Here is a 23,190-nt window from a genome sequence, read left to right on the forward strand (position 1 = left end):
AACAAATTACTCACCTAACCATCCTGGGTTCTGCTTCAACTGAGTGCCTTCCAATGAAAGTTCAAATAACGGAAGCGGCCAATAGTAACGGTAGTCGGACCAAAGGGCTTTCCCTTGAACAATATTCGGACTTCTTGGATAAGCAATAATAAAGCCTTGAGCATCCACAAATACATCCTTATCAAGTTGTTCTTTTAACGCGATGATTGGCTTTTGTAGTTTGGTGCCATCGTATAATTTTTGTTTTTCGGCAGTAAACTTCATTCCGCGGTAAGGGACAGTCAGGAATTTACCTGCTTTCCATCGCATTAAATCTTCATAGCGACGGTCTTCCAATACCATTTCTACTCGACGCTCACGTCTGATTTCGCGTAGAATAGGTGTTACCTCATAATCTAAAAATTGCGCATTGAGAGCATCCATACGTGGATCTTTCGGAACATTCGCCAATTGTAGACGGCTGTTTGGATAAGCAGCGAAATCAAAACCCGCACGTTGTCTTAGCGCGTTGATCGTACGATCCAGGTCATTTTGCGTCAAGGTACCTAAGATTGCTTTTGCTTCCGCTAACATCAATAATACCTCGCCATAACGAAACTCGATAGCAGTCTGTTGTCCACTTGTGGTTGCATCGTGCTCTTTCTTATCGCCCATCCAGTTTTTAATTGCCATGTATCCGGTAACCGTTGTTCTGTCAGCAACGTTATACGACAATCTAGGATAGGTTATTCCATTCTCCGCAGCACTGGTCAAGTCGTTGTTCACATTGTAAATGGAACGGTTTTCTCCAGGAAAATTAATGGTTTGTTTTAGACGTGGATCTCTGTTCTCCAATTCTGTCCACATACCATCGTAGCCTTTGAATAGGGGATTTGCTGTGTAGCTGCCTTCCGAACCTGATAAATAGATCGGGCGTCCATCAATACATAAGTACTCATCGACTAAACTGCGTGTTGCTCCACCCGCTGGACGTGCGCCGCTGATACTGTTATTCTGCTGCCAATAACGCTGGGTAGCATGCCCAACTTTAACACCGTCATAAACACGCGCTAAAATCGCCTCTTTGTTCTGATCGGCTTCAGGATTGTTCTTAAATGTAAAGAGCTTCCAATATGGATTTGTTCCTGCACTGTACAGTTGATATTTTCCGGAGCTGATGATCTTTTCACAAGCATCAACACATGCCTCTAAGAAAGGCGCTGCGGTACTCTTCAATTGCAATTCGCTATGGTATGTTCTGAACGAACCCTCAAACAGGGCGATTCTTGCTTTCAGGAATAAGGCCATGTTCTGGTTAATACGACCGTCTGCGCGTCCGCTTACCCCCTCCAGTTTGTTGATAGACTGATTGATCGTGTACAACAATGAATCAGCTACCAAAGTCCGCTTGTCGCGCGCCTTGTACAAGTCTTCACTATCGATATTCATGGTGGAGTTGTACCATGGCACATCCCCGAATAATGTTAATTTTCTGTAGTAATCCCAGGATTTGAAAAATAAAGCCTCACCGACATATTTATCAAGCTTTTTAGAATCATTGTTAACCGACGGTAATGCATTTTTATAGTTTTCTAAGAAATAATGAACCGACCGTAGATCTTCCCATACCCAACCCACATCCGTTCCGTTAGTTGGCGTTTTGTATGTTTGGTCTTGGATACTATGTATATTTCCATACTTTACCATATTGTCGGTCATAAAATCACCGGCCAATAAGTGACTACCACCGGTAATGCTTGGACTCAATCTGGCGTCGCCCCAGCCATCAAAATGTCCTTTGATGTAACGTCCATAAAGGTTGTTCAAATACAGCGTTAACTCTGTTTCTGACTGTAAAGAATTACCTACTGAAAGTTCCGTTTCCGGATTCAGGTTCAAGAAGTCTTTCTTGCAGGACTGCAGCAAACTAACCGCCACAACTCCTGATAATATATATTTAAATGTTCTTTTCATGATGTAGAAGATTAAAAGGTAATCTGAGCACCGAAAGCAACCGAACGTTTTTGTGGGTATGTTGATGAAATTTGATCCACATCAAATACATTCGGGATTTCTGAGATTTCAAATAAATTAAATCCAGAAAGCGTAAAGCGCAGGCGGTCTATTTTTAGTTTTTCAGTAAGCGTAGAAGGGAGAGTATATCCTAATACTGCCTGTTTTAAACGTAAGTAAGCGCCATTGATCAGATATTGATCATTAACCGATGGAGCTGCGCCATACATTGGAAATTCTGCATTTGTACGCTCTGGCGTCCATGAACGCTCCAGCATCCAGCGCGATCCAGCGCCTCCGCCCCAGTATGCGGAACTACCCGTCCATACATCACGTTTAATAACCCCTTGCACCAATACATCTAAATCAAAGTTTTTGAATGCTACATTTCCAGTAATACCAAAACGATAGCGTGGCGTAGAATTTCCCAATACGACTCTGTCGCCTGTGTTACCGATCTTATTTAAGCCAGCATCAATTTTTCCGTCAGGAAGACCATCAGGTCCACCGATATCCTGATAGCGCAAGAAACCCGGGTATAAGTTGCCTTGATATGGTCCCGAATAGATCCAATTTCCGTTTGCAGGGTTCTTACCGTTGAAATCCGATTCCTGTAAAATTCCGCCGCTCTTGTAACCCCAAATCTCGCCAATCGTTTTTCCATCATACATAATCTCTCTGTTGTCGGCATTTGTGATGAGTAATCCTGAGTTTCCGGCATAATGCACCACCTTGGTTAAGTAGTCGGATAAATTAACACCGACGCGATAGCGAAGACCGTTGTCTAATGTTTCTTTCCAGCCAATAGCCAACTCCATACCTTTCGTTTCTAAAATTCCAGAGTTCACGTATGGTGCCAGCGTACCTAGCGTATTCGGGAATGTCGCATCTCCTCTCGTCAGAATATCCGTTGTTTTTCTGTTGTAGTACTCAAAAGTCACATCAAGCTTGTTCTGCAGGAATGCTGCATCCACACCAATGTTCCAGGTTCTAGCCTTCTCGAAAGTCAAATGTGGAGAAACTAAATTAGGGGGATTGATGTAGACAATTTGTTGTCCGTTGATTAGGAAAGCTGCACGACCAGATCCTAAAGTCGCTTGAAATGGATAAGCATCTCCTGGTTGGTTGCCTAATTTACCCCAGCTTCCGCGGAGTTTTAGCTCATTCACCCAGTTGCTGAGGCCATCCATAAATGATTCTTTAGAGATTCTCCATCCCGCCGAAAAAGATGGGAAGGCAACGAAACGCTCATCTTTTGTGAATTTTGCATTTCCATCATAACGTAAATTGCTCTCTAGAAAATACTTCTCCGCATAATTATATGCGATTCGACCAAACACGGCTCTTCCCGCTAAGGTCTCGGCATATCGAGTAGTTTCGTTTAAGGTAGGATCTTCTACCGCATTTGGATTCTGAATATTCGCGTTAATCAACCGGCGATACGTGTTCGTGAGCTGCTCATAAGTTGTTTGCTCTTGGTTGTAACCTAATACGGCAGAGAAATTATGCTTTTCTGCCCAGGTTTGCTGATAATCAGCATAGATATTGATCAGGTAATTATCGCGTTTATTATTGTCAAGGTAGGCTCTGTTTTCCTGTGCCTCTGTTTGGTTGGTTCCCAAGCTGCTCCAGGATTCCAGCACTTGCGCCATTTTTGGACTATATCTGTTCAAGCTATAGCTCTGTGGTTGGTAGGCCAAATCGGCTTTCACCTTCAATTTATTTGGAAGAATGATAAATTCTGGCGATGCTAATAAAGACATACGTCTATTCACCGATCTATTTCTTGCACCATAGCTAATCCACGATAGAATATTGTCGGTATACGCATTTGGAAGCGGATCATTTGGTCCGGTCATCAATGGCATATTAATGTTTCGGGCAGGATCCGTCATCATGGCTTCCCAAAGATTGCCTTTGCCACCCACTAAATAAGGAGTTTCGTAATGTGTTTGATCGAAACTTACCTTTCCAAATAAATTAAACCAGCTGGTAATTTTTGCATTGACATTGATCAATGCATTATAACGCTTGAATTCATCGGTGTTAATCTTATACATCCCCGACTGATTTTGCAGACCTGTCGATATATAGTAATTTACCGCTTCGCCACCACCGCTGAAGTTTAAGGTATGCTTCTGCATAGGTGTCCATTTTTTTACTGCCGTTTCATAGGGATTCACATTGCCTACCCAAATAACTCTTCCGCCCTCCTCGTACCAAGCATTCTCAGGCGTCGGGTTATCCAGATATTTTTGGATCATGTTCAATTTGTTCTCTTCAGAATTGCTCACCGAACCATTTGTCCACAATGTACGATCCATCGATGCACGCTGGATTTGATACGAATTTAATACGTCAGGTAATGCAGAAGGGGTGTCAAAGTTGGCGTCGAAGTTGTAAGATATTCTTCCTTTTTGATTGAATTCACCGGTTTTCGTACGAACCAAAATAACGCCGTATGCTGCCTTCGTACCATAAATAGCACCTGCGGAAGCATCTTTGATAAACGACATGTCTTTGATATCGTTTGGATTTAGCTGGTTCAACGCGGCTGTTGTATTTTCAACACCGTCGATAATGACTAGAGGGTCACCATTAACCGTTTCGAATTCTTTTGTATTTGCATTGTAGGCCATTGAGGTTCCACCACGTAAGTTGAAACCCGGAGTCGTATTTGGTGCTCCATTTCCGAAGCTGATGTTCAAGTTGGGAACCAAACCCTGTAAGGCTTGACCAATATTGGCAACCGGACGGTTCTCGAAAGCTTCTTTACCAACGTGTGCAATCGCACCTGTTAGATTAACCTTCTTCTGCGTCCCGAAACCTACGACTACAACTTCCTCAATTTGATCTTCCGCCGCTTGCAAGCTAATGGATGAAGCCTCCATTGCTGGAACCTCTTTTTGTCCAAAACCTATCGAGCTAATAACAAGTATAGAACTGCGCGATGACACCTGTAGCGTAAATGTACCATCAGCCGCACTCTGTGTGGTCTGATTCGTGTTTTTCTCGCGAATCGTTGCTCCTGCAACAGGATTTCCCTGATCGTCAACAATCTTACCCTTGATCTCTTCTTGGAAGCGACTCAGGTAGGAATCATTTAAAAACAGCGGCGATTCCGCGATAAGACTATGACCGATTGTTCTTGTTTCGGCATAGGAGGGAAGGGAACTCATAAATGCTAGGCTATAACATAGGGGTATCCACTTCATCCTGGAATTTGTAAAGAAAATTCGCATGATTCGATGTTTTAAAAGTTATGATAGTTGTACCTATTGGTTATCGATGCGAATGTGACGAAAAAAGAGTCAGGTTGCATCTGAAAATGCAATGCAATCGTTTGAGCAATCTACGAAAACGATGTAAATTTATATACTGGGGATAATCTGTAAAAAAACTATCGGTTGAAAATTGTAACTAATAAAATGTGGGATAGAAAGGAAAGATTTTCCACAAATATTCTTCTACAAAGTAGCTTTTTATGTGTTATGTTGCTGATTTTTAGCGAAATAAAAAATACCTCGAGTATGGTTTGATGAAAATAACAAAGGGGCTTTTTTGTTAAAAAAGCCCCTTTGTTAAAATTCTTTATGACTATGGTAAATTACTTTACAATTAAGTTCCAGCCGTGTGTATCTTCGCTCTTTCCGTAGCGTAAATCGTTCAAGTAAGAAAGGACTTTTAACGAGAACTCTCTGCCTTCAACCGGAGGAAGTGTATAGTCTTGTCCTTCGAATCCGATGCGATCAATATGTGTAATTGTAGCAGCAGTTCCGGCAGCGAAAGCTTCTGTCACTGTTCCAGCTTTGATACCATCGATTAACTCTTGAACCGACACTTTACGTTGCTCAGCTTTGTAACCCCACTCTTCTGCCAATTCCATAATCGTGCGGCGGGTAACACCATGAAGAATCGTATCGCCATGTGGTGTAATAATGCTGTCGCCGATACGGAAAATTAAGTTTGCCGTACCTGCCTCTTCAATGTACTTATGCTCATTGGCATCTGTCCACATAATTTGGTCATAGCCTTCGTTGTTGGCTAATTGTGTTGGGTATAAAGATAAAGCGTAGTTACCTGCGTTTTTCGAGAAACCAACACCACCTTCAGCAGCACGTGTATAATGTGTTTCCACTTTCAAACTGATGGGCTTGCTATAGTACGCACCAACAGGGCAAGTGATGATAATAAACTTATAGGATATTGATGGGTGCACGCCTAAGGCTGCTTCTGTCGCAAACATAAAAGGACGGATGTACAATGCGGTGCCTTCTGTTGATGGGATCCACTCACGATCAACATCCAATAACTTTTTCAAACCGTCCATGAAGATCTCTTCTGGAACTTCCGGCATCTGTAGACGCGCCGCTGATTTATTAAAACGCTCCCAGTTCTTATCTGGACGGAAGATACTTACGGTGCCATCTGCAAACTTATAACCTTTAATACCTTCAAAAATTGCTTGTCCGTAATGTAATGCAGACATGGAAGGGCTCAGGGTTAAATCGCCGTAAGGGACGATAGCCACATCTGTCCATTGTCCGTTCTCATAATTTGCGACCAGCATATGGTCCGACATGATCTGTCCAAATTTTAAGTTGTTGAAATCTACTTGCGAGAGTCTTGATGTTTTTGTTGGCTCTACGCGAATTGAGATTTGTTCTGTCGCGCTCATATCAATTGATTGTTTTTATGCCCGCAAGTTAGCAAAAAAATAAAAGCTAAGCTTTATAACCCGCTAAAATTAATTAGCAAGAAGGCAAGCAAACGATAGCAAATGTTAAGTTAATGTTATGTGTTTCAACATTTAATATGAAGACTCTAACTGTGTTTTTACATTCTGTATGTTTTCCTATGCAATACTGTCTACTGTTTGCTATAGTAAAAAAAACGGGATATCAGTTAAGACCATGCTGGACGCAGATTCCGATTCTCGGTACTGTTATTGCATTCAGAGTACTGAATTTGTGGCAAGCAGTTCACAGATTTTTAACTAAAATATTGAAACAAGTCGTAGAAGTTTATTGATGATGTGGTTGGCTTTGCTGGATAAAAATTGCTTAGTAAAGCAATCCGGTTAAGAAAGAGTACTACAACTTGTCAATCAGTTTTTAAGTCAACCAAAGAAATAACTAATGGAAAGAGAATTAGCAAACATCAGTACGCAAGAGACCAAACAAGTCGGCGTTTTTAAGTTTATCATCGGTTTTATCGTATTCTTGTATAAAACTGCTATCCGCCCGTAAAAGGACGTTTACCCCGAAGAGGGCCTTCCCATCAAGATACTTTTGCGAGCGGAAAGTCTATCAACCTATGACCTGACGAGCATTTACCAATGCTCTTTGTCATCACGCTTATATTTCAAATTTCTTTTATTTGATAGGTTTTTCTTCTGAGCCTGTCCATCTCTAAATTGCAAAAAGAATTTCCTTTTTGTTGCTGTTTCCGTAGTAGCATCAATGTTTTTATCTTTGTATGAAGCTTGCTCGCGGTTTGAACAAGCACAGTTGAACTCTTGTTCAACTTAAAACCCTTTCAAAGCCCTTTCAAACCCAATGTAAAACCCAATCAAACCCGCTCTGAAAGGGCTATGATATGGTTAATAAAAGGCTTTGATTAAAGTATGTTTGCACGAAGGTAACAACGACTACCTTGTCGGTATAGCCGAATACAATAAATACAGAAATTTAGTGTCTCTTAAGAAAGAAGCTTCAAGATAGGGTCAAGGTATTCTCGACTATTTGCTAAACGCGGGACCTTATTCTGCCCGCCCAACTTACCTCTTGATTTCATCCATTGGTAGAAAGTATCTGTTGGGGCGTTGTGAATGACAGGTGCAGATAGAGCCATATTTTTATAGCGCTTGGCATCGTAGTCGGAGTTGATTTCGCGAAGGGTCTGATCTAGTATTTCACAAAACCTGTTGAAATCTTGGGGCTGTTTTTCGAATTCGATAACCCATTCATGCGCACCAGCGCCTTTGTCTTTAAAGTAGACCGGGCCGGCCGTATAGTCTTTGATACTAGCTTCAGTTGCTTTGCAGGCCGCTTCTAAAGCTTGATCGGCATTATCTACAATCACTTCCTCGCCAAATGTATTGATGTATTGTTTCGTGCGTCCGGATATTTGAAAACGATATGGCGATAAGGAAGTGAATTTGATCGTGTCGCCGATTTTGTAGCGCCATAGGCCCGCATTGGTCGTAATGATCAAGGCATAGTTCTTTCCAATCTCTACCTCATGCAGACCCAAGGTTTTTGGATGTTCTTCATGCAGGTTCTCCATCGGTAGAAATTCATAATAGATTCCATAGTCCAACATCAGCAACAGGTCATCCGAGTCTGAGCGATCCTGTAAACCGAAATAGCCTTCTGAAGCGTTATAATTCTCCAGGTAGTACATGTTGTCGGTTGGAATTAGTTTTTTGAATTGCTCACGGTATGGTTTAAAGCTAACACCACCATGGCTATAGAATTCTAGGTTAGGCCATACTTCCAATAGATTCTCCTTGCCTGTTATTTCTAGAATACGATTGGCCATAACCATGTTCCAGGTTGGAACGCCCGCAAGGCTCGTTACGTTTTCTTTCAATGTGATCTGACAGATCTGCTCGATCTTCTCCTCAAAATTAGGATTCAAGGTTACTTCAATATTCGGTGTTCTTTTGAATTCTGCCCAAAAAGGAAGGTTGCGAATCAGGATAGATGATAAATCTCCGTAATAGGAGTCCGGGCTAAAGTTGTTGATCTGCGACGAACCGCCGATTACTACTGATTTTCCTGTAAATATTTTGTTTTCGGGTTTGTTGTGGCAGTAGATGGAAAGCATGTCTTTCCCGCCTTGGTAGTGACACTCTTCGAGGGCTTCGATACTGACCGGAATAAATTTGCTGCGGTCGGCTGTCGTGCCCGAAGATTTCGCAAACCATTTGATATCCGAAGGCCATAGTACATTTTGTTCCCCTTTGATCATCCTGTCGATATATCCTTTCAGACTGTCATAATCTTGGATAGGGACTCTTTCTTTATATTGATCGGGTGTTAGTATGCTGTTGTAGTCATACTTCTTGCCCCATTCCGTTGCTTCCGCTGCAGATATTAGACTTTGGAACCACTCTTCTTGTACGTCGTGCGGATACTTCATGAAAAGGTCGATTTGGTGCATTCGCTTTTTCATAATCCACGTAAAGAGAGAATTTAGTAAGGCCATATGATTTGTAAAAACCTAAATTTAAAACTTTTTACGTCTTAATTCAAAATGTCGACCTAGATAAAACTTGCGTGCAAGCTCATTATTGGCGATTTCCTCGGGTGTTCCTGTCAACATGATCTTTCCTTCCGTCAACAAATAAGCACGATCGGTAATGGATAAGGTTTCCTGTACGTTGTGGTCGGTAATTAGGATTCCGATGTTGCGTGTTTTAAGTTTAGCCACGATGGTTTGGATTTCCTCCACCGCAATGGGGTCTACGCCGGCAAAGGGTTCATCTAAAAGGATAAAATGCGGGTTTGCCGCAAGCGCGCGTGCAATCTCAGTACGGCGTCTTTCACCTCCGGACAATAGGTCGCCTCGGTTCTTGCGAACACGGTGCAGACTAAATTCCGTTAATAGCTCTTCCAGTTTTTCTTTACGTTCTGCTTTATTCGGGTAGTGTATCTCGAGTACCGAAAGGATATTATTCTCTACGGATAACTTCCTAAAGACAGAGGCCTCCTGAGCGAGATAACCGATTCCGCGTTGAGCGCGACGATACATCGGGTCGTCCGTAATTTCTAGATCATCTAAATAGACGTTGCCCTCATTGGGTTTAATCAATCCCACGATCATATAGAAAGAAGTTGTTTTTCCGGCACCATTGGGGCCAAGCAATCCTACAATTTCTCCTTGTTCCACATAGAATGATACGTCGTTAACAACAGTACGTTGCTTATATTTCTTGATTAGATGTTCTGCTTTAAGAATCATGGGCTTAACCTTTCCTTGCAAATATATTTTTAAAATCGAATTGCTTTAATATTTAATTGCAAATTCTTCTTGCCGCGCCAGTTATTTTCCTCTATGCAATAGCATATATCGAATGGCTTTCCTTCATTTATTGCATTGACATGCTCGCCAAGACCGAAGCCAATACATTCGAAGGCGTAGGAATCTTCTTGCTTTACGCTGAACTTAAGATGCGTAGAGCCGACGATATAAGCCGTAGCTGCCGCCGTTACGCGCTTGGTCATGAAAATTGGCGCTTCGTTTTGTGGGCCGAAGGGCTCAAACTGCTTCAATATGCGGTAGAACTTACTGTCAATGTCAATCAGGTTGATGTCTTTTTCGATAAGAACCTCCTGTTGCAACATCTCTGGTTTGATTGTTTTGCTGACAACTTCTTCGAAACGCTCCTGGAATAAGGCAACGTTGCTATGTTGCATGGTGAGTCCGGCAGCATACTTGTGCCCACCGTATTGATCTAGTAGATCGCTGCATTCGCTCAAGGCTTCATATAAGTCAAAACCTATCACAGATCGCGCCGATCCGGCAATATGTCCGTTGGTTTCCGTTAAGATAATCGTCGGGCGGTAATAACGCTCCGTCAGACGCGATGCGACGATACCAATGACGCCCTTATGCCAATCTGATTTATAGAGAACGGTTGTTTTCTTGCTGTGTTGCAATACGTCATTATCCAAAATGGATAATGCTTCTTCCGTAATGCGCAGGTCGAAATCTTTGCGAACATTGTTCTGGTCGTCGATATTGACGGAAAACTCCTTCGCATCCGACAGGGATTTTGCGATCAATAGCTGTACAGCGTCTTTCGCGTGGTCAATTCGCCCGGCAGCATTGATGCGTGGGCCTATCTGAAAAACGATATCATTAACGGAGAACTGTCCTGTTTTGTGCGACGATAGGTTGATTAATGCTTGTAATCCGCAGCTCGCATTGCCATTGAGCTTAATTAAGCCGTAATGTGCAAGAATGCGGTTTTCGCCGGTAATGGGGACAATATCGGAAGCTATACTTACCGCTACGAGATCCAGGTACTGATAGGCAAGCTCCATATCCATGCTGTTCTGCTTTATAAACGCCTGTATGATTTTAAATCCGATACCACAGCCTGAAAGCTCTTTGTAAGGGTATGAGCAATCGGAACGCTTCGGGTCAAGAACAGCGACTGCCTCAGGGAGTTCATCACCCGGTAGGTGGTGGTCGCCAATGATAAAGTCAATGTTCTTGGAATTTGCATAAGCAATCTTATCGTTGGCCTTGATACCGCAGTCTAGTGCAATAATAAGCGAAAATCCGTTGTCATGGGCGTAATCAATTCCAGCGGTCGAGATTCCATACCCCTCTTTGTAACGGTCGGGGATGTAATATTCGATTCTGGAATGGAAATCGCGGAAAAAACTATAGACGACAGCTACGGCGGTTGTACCGTCCACGTCATAGTCACCATAAATCAGGATCTTTTCATTATTGCCGATTGCTTTCTCGATACGGGCAATTGCTATATCCATCCCTTTCATCAGGAACGGGTCGTGCAGATAGTCTAAAGATGGTCTAAAAAAAATGCGTGCCTGCTCAAAAGTTTCAACGTCGCGATTTAATAATAACTCTGCAATAATACTATTGACGCCCAACTCATCCCTCAATTTATTAATCTTTCCGACATCTTTTTTTGGTTTCAGCACCCACCTTTTTTGCATATCTTTGCATTAATTTTAACGTGTAAATATACATTTTATAGCGCTACTAACCTAATAGGAGGGGGGCTATATGTGGGCACACTTACTTAACTCGCAAGTAAACAAATAAATAGATATGGTTAGCGCATATTCCCTTTACGAGGGCTCTTATTCTGTAGATAAATCCAAGAAATTCATTCCGTTTGATCCGAAAAAAGACGATCCGAAGGATCGTCCGGGCTCTTTATTCATCCATGTTCACCCTTTTTTGGTAGAGACCAAAGCGGGTTTAGTTTTGTTAGATACCGGGCTCGGCCGTCGTACAGATGATGATGAATTGATGATTCACGCGAACATCAAAAAGCTGGGTTTTGATATCGAAGACGTACGTTATGTATTGATGTCGCACTTGCATAAGGATCATGCCAATGGGATGGTTGATTTTAAAGATGGGACGAAGCGAGTAGCTTTTCCGAATGCCGAATATGTAATTCAGGAGCAGGAGTGGGAAGCCGCTTTCAGCACGGAGTCGCCTTCCTATCGTACCGATGTTTTTGAAGTGTTGCAGCGTAGTGGGAATCTATTGTTTGTTAATGGTGATGGTCGTTTAAATGATGAGATCCGTTATGAGCTTTCAGGGGGACACTCGGAGTTTCATCAGGTGTTCCATATCGGAACCGGTGAGGAGCATTTCTTCTTCGGTGGGGATGAATTGCCGGAGCCTGAGGAGATTTTCCGCAACTTTATTGCAAAGTATGATTACGATGGTCGTCGTGCGAAGCAATTACGCGAGGAATACTGGGCGGCTGGTGCGCCAGAAGGCTGGGTATTCTTGTTCTATCATTCGAAAAGCATTGCTATCGGGCGTCCCGAGCAGCGCGAAGATGGAACATACAAGATCATCGATGCCACGAAATAAAAGGAGAATTCTTATATTTGGGTGAGCCGTATTTTTAGAAACTTAAGTTTTATTTAAATAGAAAGTTAACATGTCGATAGTTAGAGAAAGTGATCTAATAGGCATTGGGAAGAAATACCAGATTGAGACCGAAGCAGGTGACAATATGGTTGTGGTTATTCATGATGATGGTCGTCGCGAGTTGTATCGCCACGAAGATGAAGACAACGAAACCCACTGTGTAATGACTTTGTCCGATGAGGAATCTAGACAGGTAGCGGGTATTTTAGGGGGATTGTCCTATAAGCCGAAAGCACTTGAAACGATTGAAGTTGCTTTAGACGATTTGCGTATAGAATGGTATAAAGTAGAGTCATCGAATGATGGAGTCAACAAAAGCATCGGAGAACTGGAAGTACGACAGCGTACCGGAGCGTCAATCATTGCCGCTATTCGCGAGGATGAAACCATTATTAACCCAGGTCCAGAATACATTATCCAACCTGGAGCGACACTAGTAATCGCTGGTAAGCTAAAAAATATCAAACTTTTAAAAGAAATCCTTCTGTAATATTCGCCTATGCCTAATACCATTATTATTGAAATTGGAATTGCCGTTTTACTAGTAGCCCTTGTTGGCCTGCTCGCCAACAGACTTCGTTTTTCAGTTATTCCCTTTTTTATTGTAATAGGTATGGTCTTGGGCAATGAGTCCTATCCAGGTTTTGTTGCCGATGGATTGGCGCGTATCGGAAATGAGGGTTTTACCCAAGCGGTCAACTCGGTTTGGAAGTTCTTTACTTTTACTGAAAGTAAACCTTTCATTGATTTTATGGGTAGGCTAGGGGTGTTGTTCTTGCTGTTTTATTTGGGCTTGGAGTTTTCAGTTGGCCGATTGATCAAGTCTGGGAAGTCCATTGTGGCTGGCGGGAGCTTTTATGTGGCTTTAAACTTTGTGTCCGGCCTTTTAGTCGGCTGGATGATGGACTTGCCTTTCAAGGAGACCATGGTACTCTGCGGTATTATGACTAGTTCTTCCACAGCAATTGTCGCGAAGGTGTTAACCGATCTGAAGCGTACTGCCAATCCGGAAACAGAGGTAATCATGGGGATGATCATGTTCGATGATCTTTTCATAGCGATGCATATCTCTTTCCTATCCGGTTTAATCCTGACAGGAAGCAGTTCGTTTTGGGCTGTAGCCGGTACCTCACTATTAGCACTAGGTTTTATACTGACTTTCCTCATTCTCGGGAGAAAACTGATTCCATTTATTGATAAGATACTACAGGAGAAATCTTCTGAATTGTTCATTCTGATCATCTTCAGCTTGCTATTCACGATTGCGGGTTTTTCGGAAACTATCCATGTCGCTGAAGCCATTGGGGCACTAATGGCGGGGTTGGTATTTGCGGATTCCAAGTATTTGAAGAAGATTGAGGGGATGGTATTGCCATTTAAAGATTTCTTTGGTGCCATGTTCTTCTTTAGCTTTGGGCTTTCTATTGATATGTATTCTTTAGGTGGTGCGGTCGGCTGGGCAGCATTTGCGGCTTTGATCACCATTATCGGCAATGTCGCATCGGGTTATTTTGCAACTCGGTTCTCCAATTTGAAGCCTAAGAACTCGGTCGATATCGGATTTACTTTATCGGCGCGTGGTGAGTTTTCCATCATTATGGCAAACATCGGTAAGGCAGGTAAGCTATTGCCGGTGATACAATCCTTCGTGGTGGTCTATGTGTTGATCTTATCAATCGTTTCGCCGCTTCTAACGAAGGAATCCAGAAATATATGGAATAAGCTGTCGGGACAAAAAGAAGCTCCTAAGCGGGCTAAGAAAAAGCTTAGCGACTTAGAAGCTGCTGTGCAGGAATCGTAGGTTTCCTGTTTATCTTAATTTCGCGTTTCGCGAATGTCTTAATCGTCGTATCCGAAACGTTTCAGGTAGTTTTTCTTGCTTCGCCAATCCGGCAATACTTTGACGAACATTTCTAAGAATACTTTTCCTCCGATAAATTCTTCAATATCCTGGCGAGCGTAGGTTCCTACCTTTTTAATCATCGCACCGGCTTTACCGATAATGATGTTCTTTTGAGAGTCACGCTCTACAATAATTTCTGCAGCAATGCGCGTAATCTTTGGCTCTTCTTTAAAAGAAGTGATGATTACTTCGGTACTGTATGGAATCTCTTTGTCGTATAATTTGAATACTTTTTCACGAATAATCTCTGAAACAAAGAAACGCATAGATTTATCGGTCAATTCATCTTTTTCGTAGTAGGCCGCATGCTCCGGTAATTTTTCTTTGATGTATGCCATAACAGACTCAACGTTGTAGCCTAATAAAGCAGAGATCGGGAAGATAACATCGGGATTGATTTTCTCTTTCCAGAATTCAATCTTCGCTTTAACTTCTTCTTCGCTGGATTTATCAACCTTGTTGATGACCACTGCAACGGGTGAGTTGGTATTACGAAGTTTTTCTAAAACGTCGTTTTCATCGTATTTTTCGTTGATGTCTGTAACAAATAAAAGAATGTCGGCGTCGATAATGGATCCCATTACGAAATTCATCATCGATTCTTGTAAGGAATAGTTCGGTTTGATCACTCCGGGGGTGTCTGAAAAGACAATTTGATGGTTTTCATCGTTGACAATTCCGATAATTCGGTGTCTGGTAGTTTGTGCCTTCGGCGTGATAATTGACATCTTTTCTCCCACTAACGCGTTCATTAGGGTAGATTTACCCGCGTTAGGTTTCCCTATTATACTTACGAATCCAGCTTTATGCGACATTATTTTCTTTTTTATTTGTTTTACAAAGAAACAAATAATATCTTTGTGCTCCAATTCGGAGATAATATAATCTGCATCTACGACGCAACGAGGTCAGATTTCATAAAATATATTGCGGGGTGGAGCAGTTGGTAGCTCGTCGGGCTCATAACCCGAAGGTCATCAGTTCGAGTCTGGTCCCCGCTACTAAATGGATTAAGCGCGAGGCTTAATCCAAAGACATTCAAAAATATATTGCGGGGTGGAGCAGTTGGTAGCTCGTCGGGCTCATAACCCGAAGGTCATCAGTTCGAGTCTGGTCCCCGCTACTATTTAAGGTTTCAATCGAAAGATTGGAACCTTTTTTTATTAGATATTAGATGTGAGATATAAAATATTAGAGTATAGCGCCGCATAGGTGCCTTTTTTGTATAGTTGTTTTAGTTTTTATTGGCGACTAAGTTTTTGAAGTAGGAAAGGAAGGGGGGTGTCTTGAACCAAGAAAGGAAGGATGCAAGGATGAGCAGGATGTTTCGTCATGGGTCCTAAGACTAAGTACTGACTATTATTTCTTTCGTCGTTCAAGAAAACCTTTCATGTTTCCATTTAAACAGCAACTAGGAGTAGGTTCTTATTAGGTTTTGGAAACAGACACTTTCAGGAAAAACAGTTGTCACAATGCTTGTGGTACCACTGAGATGAACTTACAACTCGTAATAATCCGTATTTACTTTTCTAGGATAGAAATACCCCTTTATGCAATTTGGATTCCTGATACATAGCTGGATATGGTCTTTCTCACGAAATCCCGCGTTAGGGTACAACTCAGCGCCTTCCCAGAAAACACCTCGCACGCTATCAAACTCCCTTAACAACTCTTCTCTCCGCACTTGATGTATCGTTTGTATTACTGCGCAATCCAATTTGCGAACCATTAGTTCATTCAGTTTTCCAATAGCAATATTTTTAGGGAGTTTGTCCGTTGTAGCTTTTAAAAGCTCAAAACCTGCTTTTAAGATTTTAAGGTTTTCATAATCCAGTAGGTCCAAGCAATTGCCTAGATGAATAATAGCCCCTATTACACACGGATCTTTAATAGGATGTTTCGCTTGCCTAGGATTTGCCTTTAAGTTCTCAGCATACTCAAGTGCTCGCGAAGGACTGTTTTCCCAAAAATACATGCCATTTCCGAGCCAGTCATATTCATTTTTGCTATTTTTGAGTGTTAATTTTTGGTTTATTATCTTTTCAGCAATAGACCGGTCACATCCGTGAAAACCATATACTATTCCTGTTCCTGCGGAATACATAGACTTTTATAATTTTTATCCAGATTTCCGTTCTTATCAATAATTCCCACTTTAGTCAAAAAAATCTTCGAAGACTCCTCGGTTTTTGATACCTTCTTCTTATACTTTTTTAGAATCGCAACAAAAGAATTTGTATCAATTTCTTTCCTATTCACTTTATTGTTCTTCATGATCTAAAATATTATACAACAAATATATGAAAATATCGATTTAAAGCCTAATATTTAGCGTGTTACAGATTTAACCCACCTTCCTTTCCAGCCGATCCTGCCAATCCTTGCATCCTTCCTTTCCTGGTTCAAAGACTAAACGCCAATAAAAAAAGCAACTATACAAAAAAGGCGCCTAAGCGGCGCCATACTCTAATATCTAATTCTAATATCTAATCTAACCTCTAATATCTAGTTCCGATTTCCCCATCAAAAACTCATCTACTTTTCGGGCGCATTCGCGGCCTTCGGAGATTGCCCATACCACTAGGGACTGTCCTCTACGCATATCGCCGGCGGTGAATACGTTGCTGAGGTTTGTTTTATATTCTGCTTCGCTGGCAAGAACATTGCCTCTAGGGTCAAGATCGACGCCTAGTTGTTGTAATAAGCCTTCGTGTTGTGGGTTCAGGAATCCCATGGCTAATGTTACAAGTTCGCAGGGGATTTCACGTTCAGAGCCTTCCACTTCGGCAAATTTCGTAGGACGTCCATTCTCGTCAGTTTCCCAGCTTAAGTCTACCACTTTTGCGGCACGGAGGTTTCCATTTTCATCGCCTAAGAACTCTTTGGTGCTGATACTCCAATGTCTTTGACAGCCTTCCTCGTGCGAGGTTGTAGTTTTTAATAGCATCGGGTAAGTCGGCCATGGCATGGCGTCAGTTCGCGACTGTGGCGGCGTTGGCATTAGTTCAAACTGTGTTACGGATACTGCGCCATGTCGGTTGGAAGTTCCCACACAGTCGGAGCCCGTATCTCCACCTCCAATAACCAGTACGTTTTTGCCTGCCGCGTGAATCTCTTCCACTTCAATAGGCGAGTTGCCGACTCTTTTGTTCTGTTGCTTTAAGAAGTCCATTGCATAATGTACTCCCTTCAGTTCGCGACCAGGAATCTTCAGGTCGCGAGGTATAGTAGACCCTCCAGCAAGAACAATAGCATCATATGCTTTTAGCTCCTGTGCCGGCACATTGTTGCCAACTTCGGCATTGGTTCTGAATTCTATACCCGACTGCTCCATGATTTCGATTCGGCGATCAATGACCGACTTGTCTAGCTTGAAATCAGGGATGCCGTATCGTAATAATCCGCCCACCTTGTCATCACGTTCATACACGACTACATCATGTCCCGCTTTGTTGAGCTGCGCCGCTGCGGCCAAACCTGATGGTCCTGATCCAACTACGGCTACGCGTTTTCCGGTTTTTAAGTAGCTCTTATTCGGTTGTACATAGCCTTTCTTATAGGCGATTTCGATGATATGTTTCTCGATTTCCTCAATGGCAACCGGCGATTTGTTGATCCCTAGTACACATGCTGACTCGCAGGGAGCAGGGCATATACGGCCGGTAAACTCCGGGAAGTTGTTGGTGGAGGAAAGAATTTGATAGGCTTCCTCCCATTTACCATCATAAACAGCATCGTTGAATTCCGGAATTACATTTCCTAGTGGACATCCTGAATGGCAGAATGGTATTCCACAATTCATACAGCGCGCTGCCTGATTATTTAATTGTTCATCCGTGTAAGACTGGACGAACTCTTGATAATTCTGTTTTCTGCTTTCCACAGCATCTTTCTGAGGAAGCGTTCTTTCATATTCTAAAAATCCTGTTGCTTTTCCCATGATAATTTTCCTCCTTGATTATGCTATTACTAACTTTACTTGAATAACTTGTTTATACTCTCTTGGGAATACCTTGATGAACTTGCTCTTTTCCGATGCCCAGTTCGTAAGGATGGTATTCGCTCTTTCGCTCTTCGTTAGTAATATATGTTTCTTCAGCAGGTTGATGATTTCCGTTTCATCTTCTGCTTCCAATGGATCAAGGTCGACCATTTCTTTATTGCAATTTTCGCGGAAATTGCCATTTAAGTCGTATACCCATGCGATACCACCGCTCATTCCGGCAGCGAAATTTCTACCTGTTTCGCCAAGGATAAGCGCTCTTCCACCTGTCATATACTCACAGCCATGGTCTCCGATACCCTCTACGACCGCTGTTGCTCCGGAGTTTCGAACAGCGAAGCGCTCACCTGCACGACCATTAATAAATAGGTGTCCCGAGGTTGCTCCATAGAGCGCGACATTACCAATGATGATGTTCTCATCAGGTACTAAATTGCTTTCAGCAGCAGGGTAAATTGCCAATTGCGCACCAGATAAACCTTTGCCGACGTAATCATTCGCTTCGCCCTCCAACTCAAAGGAGATTCCTTTGGTGTTGAATGCGCCGAAAGATTGACCAGCGGATCCTTTAAATTTAAAGTTGATGCTGTTGTCAGGCAGACCTTCCGACCCATATATTTTTGAAATCTCATTGGATAGCAGAGTACCAATGGTTCTATCCGTATTCTTCACATGGAAGGTTCCGAACACCGGTGTTTTGCTTTCCAACGCGGGTTTTGCTTGGGTAAGTAATCCCCAGTCTAATATCATGCTCATGCCGTGGTCCTGTTCTTCTGTATTGTAAAGGGTTTGTCCACTAGCGTTTGCCGCCACATGTAGGATTCCAGAGAAATCAATTTTGGAGGCTTTCCAATGTGGTAGATCTTCTCTTTTCTTTAAGAATTGCGCTCTACCGACCATTTCATTGATGGTTCGGAATCCTAACTGCGCCATAATTTCGCGCATCTCTTCGGCAAGGAATCTAAATAAGTTCACCACATCTTCCGGTTTTCCGGAGAACAGTTTTCTCAATTCGGGATCTTGTGTTGCTACGCCTACAGGGCAGGTATTGAGGTGACACTTGCGCATCATAATACATCCCCCCGCCACTAATGCTGCTGTTGCTACGCCCCATTCTTCAGCCCCTAAGAGCGTTGCGATAACTAAATCTCTACCGGTTTTCATTTGCCCGTCAGCCTGCAATACGACACGGCTACGGAGTTTATTTTGCACTAAGGTTTGATGTGCTTCAGCGAGTCCGAGTTCCCAAGGGAGGCCTGCATGCTTGATAGAGCTGATGGGGGAAGCACCAGTCCCCCCGTCATAACCAGCGATTAGGATTACGTCAGCATGCGCCTTTGCCACACCTGCGGCAATGGTACCAACGCCGGCCTTGGAAACCAGTTTTACGTTGATACGGGCGTCTCTATTAGCATTTTTCAAATCGAAAATTAGCTGTGCTAAATCTTCGATAGAATAAATATCGTGGTGCGGAGGTGGAGAAATTAAACCCACTCCTGGAGTGGAGTGCCTTACTTTTGCGATCCAATCATCCACTTTATGTCCTGGTAATTGTCCTCCTTCTCCTGGTTTAGCCCCCTGTGCCATTTTGATCTGTATTTCATCGGCCTGGGTCAGGTAGTTTGAGGTCACACCAAAGCGTGCCGAAGCCACCTGTTTAATGGCAGAACGCATGGAATCGCCATTTGGTAATTTCGCGTATCGGATCTCGTCTTCACCACCTTCTCCAGTGTTTGATTTACCGCCGATGCGGTTCATGGCGATAGCCAAGGTGCTGTGTGCCTCATGGGAGATGGAGCCGAAAGACATGGCACCGGTTGCAAATCTTTTCATGATATCGCTTGCCGGTTCTACCTGATCGATAGAAATTGGCGTGCGATGTTTGGCGAACTCCAACAGGCCACGAAGTGTGAACATATGCTCTTTTTGGTTGTTGATTAAGCTCGCGTATTTCTTATAGGTCTCAAAGCTATCTGTGCGACAGGCTTGTTGAAGTAAATGCACGGTTTGTGGGTTCCACAGGTGTCCTTCGCCACGACGTTTCCATTGGTATAAGCCACCCTCAGGAAGTAAAGTCGGCGTCACGCGGCTATGCTCAAATCCGCGCCAGTGTTTTGCAAGCGCTTCTTTGGCGATATCGTCTAGCGTCAATCCTCCAATGCGTGAAACAGCGCCGCAGAAGTACTTATCGACAACAGAAGAGTCAATACCCAACACTTCGAAGATTTGGGCGCCATGGTAGGATTGCAAGGTGGAGATACCCATCTTCGAGAAAATCTTCAATAAACCATTGCAAACCGCTTTAACATAGTTTTTCTTTAGATCATCCCAGGTTAAATCGGTATCTAGTTGCCCTTGCTCGCGCATAGTACGGATGCTAGCCAAGGCCATATAAGGGTTAATCGCCGTAGCGCCGAAAGCCAATAGACAAGCGAAATGGTGAACTTCCCACGCATCACCCGCTTCGACAACTAATCCAACCGCACCGCGGTTTCCAGTTTTGATCAAATGGTGATGAACCGCAGACACAGCAAGTAGGGAAGGGATCGCGCAGTGCTGCGAGTCGATTGCTCGATCCGACAGGATAATAACTTCGAATCCGTCCCTTACAGCATCGTCGGCATAGCGGCAAAGTCTTTCAAGACCGGCTTCTAAAGAACCTGACTTGCCATCGGCACGAAAATAACTTTGTATAGTTTTCGCTTGGAAAACCCCTGTATCAATGGAACGTAGTTTCTCGAGTTCGCTTGAAGTAAGTATAGGATGCTCTAAGGTTACACAGTGGCAGAATTTTTTATCCTCAATCAGTATGTTGCCCGCATTTCCAATAAAGGTCGCTAAGCTCATCACTAAACGCTCGCGAATAGGGTCGATTGGTGGATTGGTCACCTGTGCGAAGAACTGCTTAAAATAGCTGGATATATGTTGCGGCTGGTCGGATAAGACGGCCAAAGGCACATCTGTACCCATAGAACCGATTGGCTCATAGCCTGTTAAAGCCATCGGTGTAAGGATGGTCTCGATATCCTCGCGAGAATAACCGAAGGATTGCTGATACTTAAATACCGATTCTTTGGATAGGTATGTGAATGTAACGCGTGGCTCTGCTAGCTCTTCTAATTTGATTTTATAATTATTGATCCATTCTCCATAGGGTTGCTGGCGAACTAAAGCGCCTTTCACCTCTTCATCTGAACGAATCTTTCCGGCCTCCATATCCACGACGAATATTTTACCAGGCTGTTGTCTTCCTTTTTTAATGATGGTAGCTTCATCGATTGGCAAGGCGCCTGCCTCCGATGCTACAACAACGCGATCGTCGTTGGTGATGGCATAGCGTAGCGGACGAAGGCCGTTGCGATCTAGTGTCGCACCGATTATATTGCCATCGGTAAAACAAAGTGCAGCAGGGCCGTCCCATGGCTCCATTAAGGTTGCATGATACTCATAAAACGCCTTTTTCAAGGGATCCATCTGATCATTTCCATCCCAAGCTTCCGGCACGAGCATCAGCATCACATGTGGAAGGCTTCTGCCACTGTGCAACAATAATTCAACAACGTTATCTAAACAGGCAGAATCCGATTGTCCGCGGTCAACGACCGGCAACAAGATCTCCATCTCCTCATCGGTAAAATATGGAGATGAAAGCGCACGGACACCTGCGTAGAACCAGTTTAAGTTTCCGGTCAAGGTATTGATTTCGCCATTATGAGCAATCATGCGGAAAGGTTGCGCGAGTGACCAAGATGGGAATGTATTGGTTGAGAAACGCGAGTGCACCAGGCCGAAAGCGGATACCACACGCGGATCATGTAAATCTTTAAAGTAAGAACCTACTTGGTAAGTGGTCAACTGACCTTTGTAGACTATTGTTTTGCAAGAAAGTGAGGCAATATAAAGTGGTAGAGGGTAGGCTTGGTGAGTTTTGATTTTCTGGATAATTAAGCGTCGTAGTACATATAATTTCCGTTCAAATTCTTCGGTGTTACCTACGCCCTCGGGTCTTGAAATAAAGAACTGCACGATTTCTGGTTCTGCACTCAAGGCTGTCGGGCCGATCCCGGCACGGTCCACCGATACAGGTCGGTAGCCCAATAGCTCCATGTTTCGTTCGGCTGCAGCTTCGGCGATTACCTGACGGCAGATCGCATTCATTTCCGCTTCCTTTGGAAGGAACAACATACCGACACCATAATAGCCCGGTTCCTGTAGTTGAATGCCCAAATTAATACACTCTTCCCAAAGAAATTCATGTGGTAATTGAATCATGATACCCGCACCGTCTCCCGACTCTGGGTCGCATCCGCATGCCCCGCGGTGCTCCATGTTCTCTAACATTGTTAGTGCATCTTGCACTTGTCGATGTGATTTTTGTCCTTTTATATGGGCTACAAAACCTACCCCACAGGCATCGTGTTCAAACGCTGGATTGTATAGTCCTTCTTGCTGCATCGTGTTGTGAATATTTTATATTTTAACAATAGGTTTGCTAATATACGAATAAAATTAACAGTTTATTGAAAAACTAATAAAAAATAAACGAAAACGTTGAGTATAATATAAAATAATCCGTTTTTATTATTGAAATTGTATTTGATTCGCTAAACTATTGTAAAAATGGAATATCATTCGC

At 43.0% G+C, this 23,190-nt stretch carries 14 protein-coding genes and 2 tRNA genes; 5 read left to right on the forward strand and 11 right to left on the reverse strand.

What is annotated here, in order from left to right; translation table 11 throughout:
* Positions 1–6: 6 nt before the first annotated feature.
* The 6 genes from QYC40_RS02350 to recJ form a co-directional block, all read right to left on the reverse strand.
* Positions 7–1,953 carry a RagB/SusD family nutrient uptake outer membrane protein gene (locus QYC40_RS02350; RefSeq protein ID WP_301992187.1) on the reverse strand — a complete coding sequence of 649 codons (1,947 nt, stop codon included), beginning with the start codon at positions 1,951–1,953 and terminating at the stop codon, positions 7–9.
* Positions 1,954–1,964: 11 nt separating this feature from the next.
* Entirely contained in the window at positions 1,965–5,171 is a 3,207-nt protein-coding gene (locus tag QYC40_RS02355) for a SusC/RagA family TonB-linked outer membrane protein (protein WP_301992188.1), read from the reverse strand.
* Positions 5,172–5,599: 428 nt separating this feature from the next.
* Positions 5,600–6,670, reverse strand: a complete 1,071-nt coding sequence (locus QYC40_RS02360; protein ID WP_301992190.1) for a branched-chain amino acid aminotransferase — start codon at positions 6,668–6,670, stop codon at positions 5,600–5,602.
* A gap of 1,022 nt (positions 6,671–7,692) precedes the next feature.
* Entirely contained in the window at positions 7,693–9,204 is a 1,512-nt protein-coding gene (locus QYC40_RS02365; RefSeq protein ID WP_301992191.1) for a GH3 auxin-responsive promoter family protein, read from the reverse strand.
* Positions 9,205–9,225: 21 nt separating this feature from the next.
* Complete coding sequence (lptB, locus tag QYC40_RS02370) at positions 9,226–9,960, reverse strand: LPS export ABC transporter ATP-binding protein (protein ID WP_301992192.1); 735 nt, start codon at positions 9,958–9,960, stop codon at positions 9,226–9,228.
* 29 nt (positions 9,961–9,989) lie between these two features.
* Positions 9,990–11,690 carry a single-stranded-DNA-specific exonuclease RecJ gene (recJ, locus tag QYC40_RS02375; RefSeq protein ID WP_301992193.1) on the reverse strand — a complete coding sequence of 567 codons (1,701 nt, stop codon included), beginning with the start codon at positions 11,688–11,690 and terminating at the stop codon, positions 9,990–9,992.
* A 115-nt stretch (positions 11,691–11,805) separates the two neighbouring features.
* Here recJ and QYC40_RS02380 point away from each other — a divergent pair, with 115 nt between their 5' ends.
* The 3 genes from QYC40_RS02380 to QYC40_RS02390 all read left to right on the forward strand — a co-directional run bounded on the left by QYC40_RS02380 (position 11,806) and on the right by QYC40_RS02390 (position 14,449).
* Positions 11,806–12,588, forward strand: coding sequence for an MBL fold metallo-hydrolase (locus QYC40_RS02380; protein ID WP_301992195.1), 783 nt, complete (start codon positions 11,806–11,808; stop codon positions 12,586–12,588).
* Between the two features lie 70 nt (positions 12,589–12,658).
* Positions 12,659–13,138 carry a cation:proton antiporter regulatory subunit gene (locus tag QYC40_RS02385; protein WP_301992196.1) on the forward strand — a complete coding sequence of 160 codons (480 nt, stop codon included), beginning with the start codon at positions 12,659–12,661 and terminating at the stop codon, positions 13,136–13,138.
* 9 nt (positions 13,139–13,147) lie between these two features.
* Positions 13,148–14,449 (forward strand): cation:proton antiporter, encoded by a 1,302-nt coding sequence (locus QYC40_RS02390; RefSeq protein WP_301992198.1) that lies wholly within the window; start codon positions 13,148–13,150, stop codon positions 14,447–14,449.
* Between the two features lie 38 nt (positions 14,450–14,487).
* On the opposite strand, the gene era is transcribed toward QYC40_RS02390, so the two are convergent.
* On the reverse strand, positions 14,488–15,366 hold the full coding sequence (gene era / locus QYC40_RS02395; protein WP_301992200.1) for a GTPase Era: 879 nt from the start codon (positions 15,364–15,366) through the stop codon (positions 14,488–14,490).
* Between the two features lie 113 nt (positions 15,367–15,479).
* On the opposite strand from era, the gene QYC40_RS02400 reads away from it, so the two are divergent.
* Positions 15,480–15,552: transfer RNA gene (locus tag QYC40_RS02400), tRNA-Met, on the forward strand.
* 49 nt (positions 15,553–15,601) lie between these two features.
* Positions 15,602–15,674 (forward strand) — tRNA-Met (locus QYC40_RS02405).
* Between the two features lie 375 nt (positions 15,675–16,049).
* On the opposite strand, the gene QYC40_RS02410 is transcribed toward QYC40_RS02405, so the two are convergent.
* The 4 genes from QYC40_RS02410 to gltB form a co-directional block, all read right to left on the reverse strand.
* Positions 16,050–16,655: a hypothetical protein gene (locus QYC40_RS02410; protein WP_301992201.1), complete on the reverse strand. Its 606-nt coding sequence runs from the start codon at positions 16,653–16,655 to the stop codon at positions 16,050–16,052.
* Complete coding sequence (locus QYC40_RS02415; protein ID WP_301992202.1) at positions 16,631–16,825, reverse strand: hypothetical protein; 195 nt, start codon at positions 16,823–16,825, stop codon at positions 16,631–16,633. Before QYC40_RS02415 ends, QYC40_RS02410 begins: the two co-directional genes overlap by 25 nt.
* Before the next feature lie 217 nt (positions 16,826–17,042).
* Positions 17,043–18,491 (reverse strand): glutamate synthase subunit beta, encoded by a 1,449-nt coding sequence (locus tag QYC40_RS02420; RefSeq protein ID WP_301992203.1) that lies wholly within the window; start codon positions 18,489–18,491, stop codon positions 17,043–17,045.
* 18 nt (positions 18,492–18,509) lie between these two features.
* Positions 18,510–23,009 carry a glutamate synthase large subunit gene (gene gltB / locus QYC40_RS02425; RefSeq protein WP_301992204.1) on the reverse strand — a complete coding sequence of 1,500 codons (4,500 nt, stop codon included), beginning with the start codon at positions 23,007–23,009 and terminating at the stop codon, positions 18,510–18,512.
* Between the last annotated feature and the right edge of the window lie 181 nt (positions 23,010–23,190).

The organism is Sphingobacterium sp. BN32, assembly GCF_030503615.1.
Taxonomy (GTDB): domain Bacteria; phylum Bacteroidota; class Bacteroidia; order Sphingobacteriales; family Sphingobacteriaceae; genus Sphingobacterium.

Bases quoted from the DNA above. Each gene is read 5' to 3' on its own strand.
- QYC40_RS02365 (WP_301992191.1), bottom strand. From the start codon at position 9,204: ATGGCCTTACTAAATTCTCTCTTTACGTGGATTATGAAAAAGCGAATG.
- recJ (WP_301992193.1), bottom strand. From the start codon at position 11,690: ATGCAAAAAAGGTGGGTGCTGAAACCAAAAAAAGATGTCGGAAAGATT.
- gltB (WP_301992204.1), bottom strand. From the start codon at position 23,009: ATGCAGCAAGAAGGACTATACAATCCAGCGTTTGAACACGATGCCTGT.
- QYC40_RS02380 (WP_301992195.1), top strand. From the start codon at position 11,806: ATGGTTAGCGCATATTCCCTTTACGAGGGCTCTTATTCTGTAGATAAA.
- QYC40_RS02350 (WP_301992187.1), bottom strand. From the start codon at position 1,953: ATGAAAAGAACATTTAAATATATATTATCAGGAGTTGTGGCGGTTAGT.
- QYC40_RS02355 (WP_301992188.1), bottom strand. From the start codon at position 5,171: ATGAGTTCCCTTCCCTCCTATGCCGAAACAAGAACAATCGGTCATAGT.
- QYC40_RS02390 (WP_301992198.1), top strand. From the start codon at position 13,148: ATGCCTAATACCATTATTATTGAAATTGGAATTGCCGTTTTACTAGTA.
- QYC40_RS02410 (WP_301992201.1), bottom strand. From the start codon at position 16,655: ATGTATTCCGCAGGAACAGGAATAGTATATGGTTTTCACGGATGTGAC.
- lptB (WP_301992192.1), bottom strand. From the start codon at position 9,960: ATGATTCTTAAAGCAGAACATCTAATCAAGAAATATAAGCAACGTACT.
- QYC40_RS02420 (WP_301992203.1), bottom strand. From the start codon at position 18,491: ATGGGAAAAGCAACAGGATTTTTAGAATATGAAAGAACGCTTCCTCAG.
- QYC40_RS02385 (WP_301992196.1), top strand. From the start codon at position 12,659: ATGTCGATAGTTAGAGAAAGTGATCTAATAGGCATTGGGAAGAAATAC.
- era (WP_301992200.1), bottom strand. From the start codon at position 15,366: ATGTCGCATAAAGCTGGATTCGTAAGTATAATAGGGAAACCTAACGCG.
- QYC40_RS02415 (WP_301992202.1), bottom strand. From the start codon at position 16,825: ATGAAGAACAATAAAGTGAATAGGAAAGAAATTGATACAAATTCTTTT.
- QYC40_RS02360 (WP_301992190.1), bottom strand. From the start codon at position 6,670: ATGAGCGCGACAGAACAAATCTCAATTCGCGTAGAGCCAACAAAAACA.